The following is a 4,745-nucleotide window of genomic DNA, read 5'->3' as shown; positions in this document are numbered from 1 at the left end:
CGCCGTCTGCGCGCCTATCTGCGCGCCACCGCGGCCGACGCCAGCGGCTGACTCAACCGTCGCCGGCGCGCCGTTTCGGGTAGCCGGTCTTGGCCTTCTTCGGCTTGCCCGGCGGCCGCTTGGCCGGGCGCGGCTTGAACGGGCGCTCACCGTCACGCGGCGCGGGCCTGCCACGCGGCACCCACCCTTCGCGGTCACCCTGGCGCAGCGGCCGAATGCCCAGCGGCTGCCCGGCCACCCGCACCCGACGCAGGATGGCCTGCAGATCCCGCGGCAGGCCGGCCGGCAGGTCGATCACGCTGTAGTCGTCGTGAATCTCGATGCGGCCGATGTACTTGCTGTCGAGGTCGATCTCGTTGGCGATGGCACCGACCAGGTTCGAGGGCCGCACGCCGTGGCTGCGGCCCACCTCGACCCGGTACGACTCCAGTTGCTGATCGCCGTCACGGCCCCGCGGCCCGCGCTCGCCGGGCGCGCGGCGAACGCGCGCCGGCCGCTCCCCGCCTGCGGCGGCCTCACGGCGTGCTGGCGCACGATCCGGCGTCAGGAACAGCGGCTCTCCCCCCTGCAGCAGGGCCGCCAGGGCGGCCGCCACGTCGAGCTGCTGGCGCCCGCGCTCGTTCGCGTAGTCCTCCAGCAACTGGCGAAACTGCGCCACCAGATCGGCCCGCTGCGGGTCGGCCAGTACCGCATCCAGGCGCTCGCCGAAACGCTCCACCCGACGCCGGTTGACGTCATCGACGCTCGGCAGCGTCATCTCCTCGATGCGCTGGCGGGTGGCCCGCTCGATGGCCTGCAGCATGCGCTGCTCGCGCGGCATGACGAACAGGATCGCCTCGCCGCTGCGCCCGGCCCGGCCGGTGCGCCCGATGCGGTGCACGTAGGCCTCGGTGTCGTACGGGATGTCGTAATTGATGACATGGCTGATGCGATCGACGTCCAGGCCACGGGCCGCCACGTCGGTGGCCACCACCAGGTCGAGCTGGCCGGACTTCAGTCGATTGACCGTGTACTCGCGCTGCGCCTGGGCGATGTCGCCGGACAGTGGCGCCGCCGTGTGGCCCTGGGCCACCAGGTGGTCGGCCAGTTCCTGCGTTTCCAGCTTGGTGCGCACGAAGATCAGCACGCCCTCGTGCGGCGTGGTCTCCAGAATGCGCGTCAGCGCCGCCCGCTTGGGCACGCCGGACACGCGCCAGTAGCGCTGACGGATGGTTTCGGCGGTGGTGGTGCGTACCTTGATCGACACTTCCTGCGCGTCGCGCAGGTGCTGCTGGGCGATGCGCTTGATCGGCGCCGGCAGGGTGGCCGAGAACAGGGCCAGCTGCCGCTGCTCGGGTGTCTCGGACAGGATCCACTCGACGTCGTCGATGAACCCCATGCGCAGCATCTCGTCGGCCTCGTCGAGCACCAGTGCCGACAGGCCCGACAGGTCCAGCGTGCCGCGCCGCATGTGGTCCATCACCCGCCCGGGCGTGCCCACCACCACCTGCGCGCCGCGCCGCAGGCCGATCAGCTGCTCGCGGTAGCCCTGGCCACCGTACAGCGCCAGCACCGACAGCTGCGGCAGCTGCGCGCCGTAGCGTTCGAAGGCCTGGGCCACCTGAATGGCCAGTTCGCGGGTCGGCGCCAGCACCAGCACCTGGGTATGACGGGCCGACGGGTCCAGGCGCGCCAGCAGCGGCAACGCGAAGGCGGCGGTCTTGCCGGTGCCGGTCTGCGCCTGACCGAGCACGTTACTGCCGGCCAGAAGGTGCGGAATGATGCGTGCCTGGATCGGCGACGGCGTCTCGTAACCGAGGTCGCTCACCGCCTGCACGATGGGTGCCGGCAGGTCGAGCTCGGCAAAGGTCGGCACGGCGGCCGGATCGGTGGTCATGATGTGATACCAGTCAATAGAAAAACAAAGGCCGCGGCGCGCCAGTATGCGTCCGCCGGCCGGGGTCGGTGGGAAAAATCGTCCGCCTGGGGATCACCGGGCGACGGTCCCAGGCGGACCGCCACCGGGCCTCGGCGTCAATGCTCGCGCGTCGCCAGAAACCGCAGATCCGGCCAGCGCTCCTCGGTCAGGCCGAGATTGACGCGGGTCGGCGCCAGGTAAACCAGCTCGCCGTTGCCGTCCAGGGCCAGGTTGGCCTCGGCGCGGCGCTGGAACTCGTCGAGCTTCTTGGGGTCATCGCCGTGCACCCAGCGGCAGGTGACGACATTGACCGGCTCGAAACTGGCCTCGACGCCGTACTCGTACTTCAGGCGGTACGCCGCCACCTCGAACTGCAGTACCCCCACCGCGCCCAGGATGAGGTCGTTGTTGCCGAGCGGACGAAACAGCTGGGTCGCGCCCTCCTCCGACAACTGCTCCAGCCCCTTCAGCAGCGCCTTGCTGCGCAGCGGGTCGCGCAACTGGGCCCGGCGAAACAGTTCCGGCGCGAAGTCCGGAATGCCCGTGTAGCGCAGGCTCTCGCCCTGGGTGAAGGTATCGCCGATGCGCACCGTGCCGTGGTTGTGGATGCCGATGATGTCACCGGCCACGGCGCGCTCGGCACCCTCGCGCTCGCCGGCCATGAACACGGTCGCGTTGGCCAGCTGCTGATCGCGTCCCAGGCGCACGTGACGGGCGCGAATGCCGCGCTCGTACACGCCGGAACAGACGCGGAAGAACGCCACCCGATCGCGGTGCGCCGGGTCCATGTTCGCCTGGATCTTGAACACGAAACCGCTGAAGGCCGGCTCGTCCGGTGCCACCGTGCGCTCCTGCGCCGCCCGTTCGGCCGGCGGCGGCGCGTAGGCCACCACCGCGTCCAGCAGCTCCTGCACCCCGAAATTGTGGATGGCGGAACCGAAGAACACCGGTGTCTGCTGCCCGGCCCGGTAAAGCTCCAGATCGAACGGCGCGCAGGCGCCCTGCACCAGTTCGATCTCCTCGCGCAGCGCGGCCAGGTCGGACGCGTCGACGTGTTCGAGCAGGCGCGGATCGTCCAGACCGTCCAGCAGTGCGCCGGCGTCGGCACGCTCGCCATGACGGGCACCGAACAGGCGCACCTTGCCCGAAACCAGGTCGACGATGCCCTTCAGGCGCTGGCCCATGCCGATCGGCCAGCTCACCGGCGCGCAGGCGATGCCGAGCACCGACTCGATCTCGTCCAGCAGCTCGACCGGTTCGCGGCCCTCGCGGTCCAGCTTGTTGACGAAGGTGATGATCGGCGTGTCGCGCAGGCGGCACACCTCCATCAGCTTGATGGTGCGCTCCTCCACGCCACGGGCGGCGTCGATCACCATCAGGCACGAGTCAACCGCCGTCAGCGTTCGGTAGGTGTCTTCCGAGAAGTCGGCGTGGCCGGGGGTGTCCAGCAGGTTCATCACACAGTCCCGATACGGGAACTGCATCACCGACGAGGTGACCGAGATGCCGCGCTCCTTCTCGAGCGCCATCCAGTCTGACGTGGCGTGGCGCGCTGCCTTGCGCGCCTTGACGGTGCCGGCCATCTGGATGGCGCCGCCGTACAGCAGCAACTTTTCCGTCAGCGTGGTCTTGCCGGCGTCAGGGTGCGAAATGATGGCGAACGTGCGCCGGCGGGCAACTTCGGGAGCGAGTGCGGTCATTCAGGAGTCGGGAAGCCGTCAGCCAACGCTGCGGCAAAATCGGGTGCGCGTGGCATTCAGATGGGAACGGGACGGCGCTCAGGCAATGTCGCGTGCCAACTGCAGGGCATCCTCGCGCACGTCGCCGGGTAAAGCCGGATAGTAGGATTTTCGCACGCCGATGCGTCGAAACCCAAGCGATTTGTACAACGCCCGCGCCACGGCGTTGGACGGGCGCACCTCCAGGTACACCGTGTGGGCCTTGAAACGGTCCGCCAGATCCAGCATGTGCAGGACCAACACCCGCCCGAGCCCGCGGCCCTGAAGCTCCGGCGCCACGCACACATTGAGCAGGTGCGCCTCGCCGGCGGCGATCGACAGGATGCCGTAGCCGGCGACGGCTCCGTCCAGCTCCAGCACCTGACACAGGTAGCCGACCCGCAGGCAATCGCGAAAGATGCCGGCCGACCACGGCTGCGGCGCCGGATAGGCGCGCTGCTCGATGGCCGCCACCGCCGCCACGTCGGCCACCGTCATGGCGCGCAGCGTGCCGGCGCCGGGGGCGGCGTCGGACGTGTCGGGCAGGCGCGCCGCCATCAGCCGGCACTCCGTTCAAGCACGTCCTGCGCCAGACACAGGTCATCCCACACCTTGCGTTTCTCCAGCGGTGAGCGCAGCAGATAGGCCGGATGGTAGGTCACCACCACCGGCACCCGGCCCTGCCATTGCCACACCTGCCCGCGCAGGCGACCGACCGGGTCATCGCGACCGAGCAGGTTGTGCGCCGCCACCTTACCGACGGCAAGGATCAGCTTCGGCTCGACCAGCGCGATCTGCCGCTGCAGGAAGCCGGCACAGGCCTGCGCCTCCTGCGGCGCCGGGTCGCGGTTGTTCGGCGGCCGGCACTTGACGATGTTGGTGATGTACACGCCGCGGCGGCGGCTGCGGCCCACCGCGTGCAGCATGGCGTCCAGCAGCTTGCCGGCCGGACCGACGAACGGCTCGCCACGGGCATCCTCCTCGGCCCCGGGCGCCTCGCCGATGACCATCCAGTCCGCCTGGCGGTCACCGACACCGGGCACGGTGTGCGTGCGGGTGCGGCTCAGCCCGCAGGCGGTACAGGCGGCAATCTGCGCATGCAGTGCCGGCCAGGCCGCCGCCGGATCGGT

General features: G+C 70.1%; 4 protein-coding genes. All 4 read right to left on the bottom strand.

The genetic code is table 11. The annotated features are described in order from the left end of the window. Positions 1–52: 52 nt before the first annotated feature. On the bottom strand, positions 53–1,876 hold the full coding sequence (locus ABYX71_RS10515; RefSeq protein ID WP_372696451.1) for a DEAD/DEAH box helicase: 1,824 nt from the start codon (positions 1,874–1,876) through the stop codon (positions 53–55). Between the two features lie 137 nt (positions 1,877–2,013). After that, a complete protein-coding gene (locus ABYX71_RS10510; RefSeq protein ID WP_372696450.1) occupies positions 2,014–3,597 on the bottom strand; it encodes a peptide chain release factor 3 in 1,584 nt (527 codons plus the stop codon). Between the two features lie 78 nt (positions 3,598–3,675). Continuing rightward, positions 3,676–4,173: a ribosomal protein S18-alanine N-acetyltransferase gene (gene rimI, locus ABYX71_RS10505; protein WP_372696449.1), complete on the bottom strand. Its 498-nt coding sequence runs from the start codon at positions 4,171–4,173 to the stop codon at positions 3,676–3,678. Further along, positions 4,173–4,745: uracil-DNA glycosylase family protein (locus ABYX71_RS10500; RefSeq protein ID WP_372696448.1), on the bottom strand; the 573-nt coding region annotated here is incomplete at its 5' end. The genes rimI and ABYX71_RS10500, both read right to left, overlap by 1 nt.

It is taken from the genome of Immundisolibacter sp. (genome assembly GCF_041625615.1).
GTDB lineage: Bacteria > Pseudomonadota > Gammaproteobacteria > Immundisolibacterales > Immundisolibacteraceae > Immundisolibacter.
The sequence above is the reverse complement of the archived record's forward strand: the minus strand, read 5'-3'. Positions and strand labels throughout refer to the sequence as shown.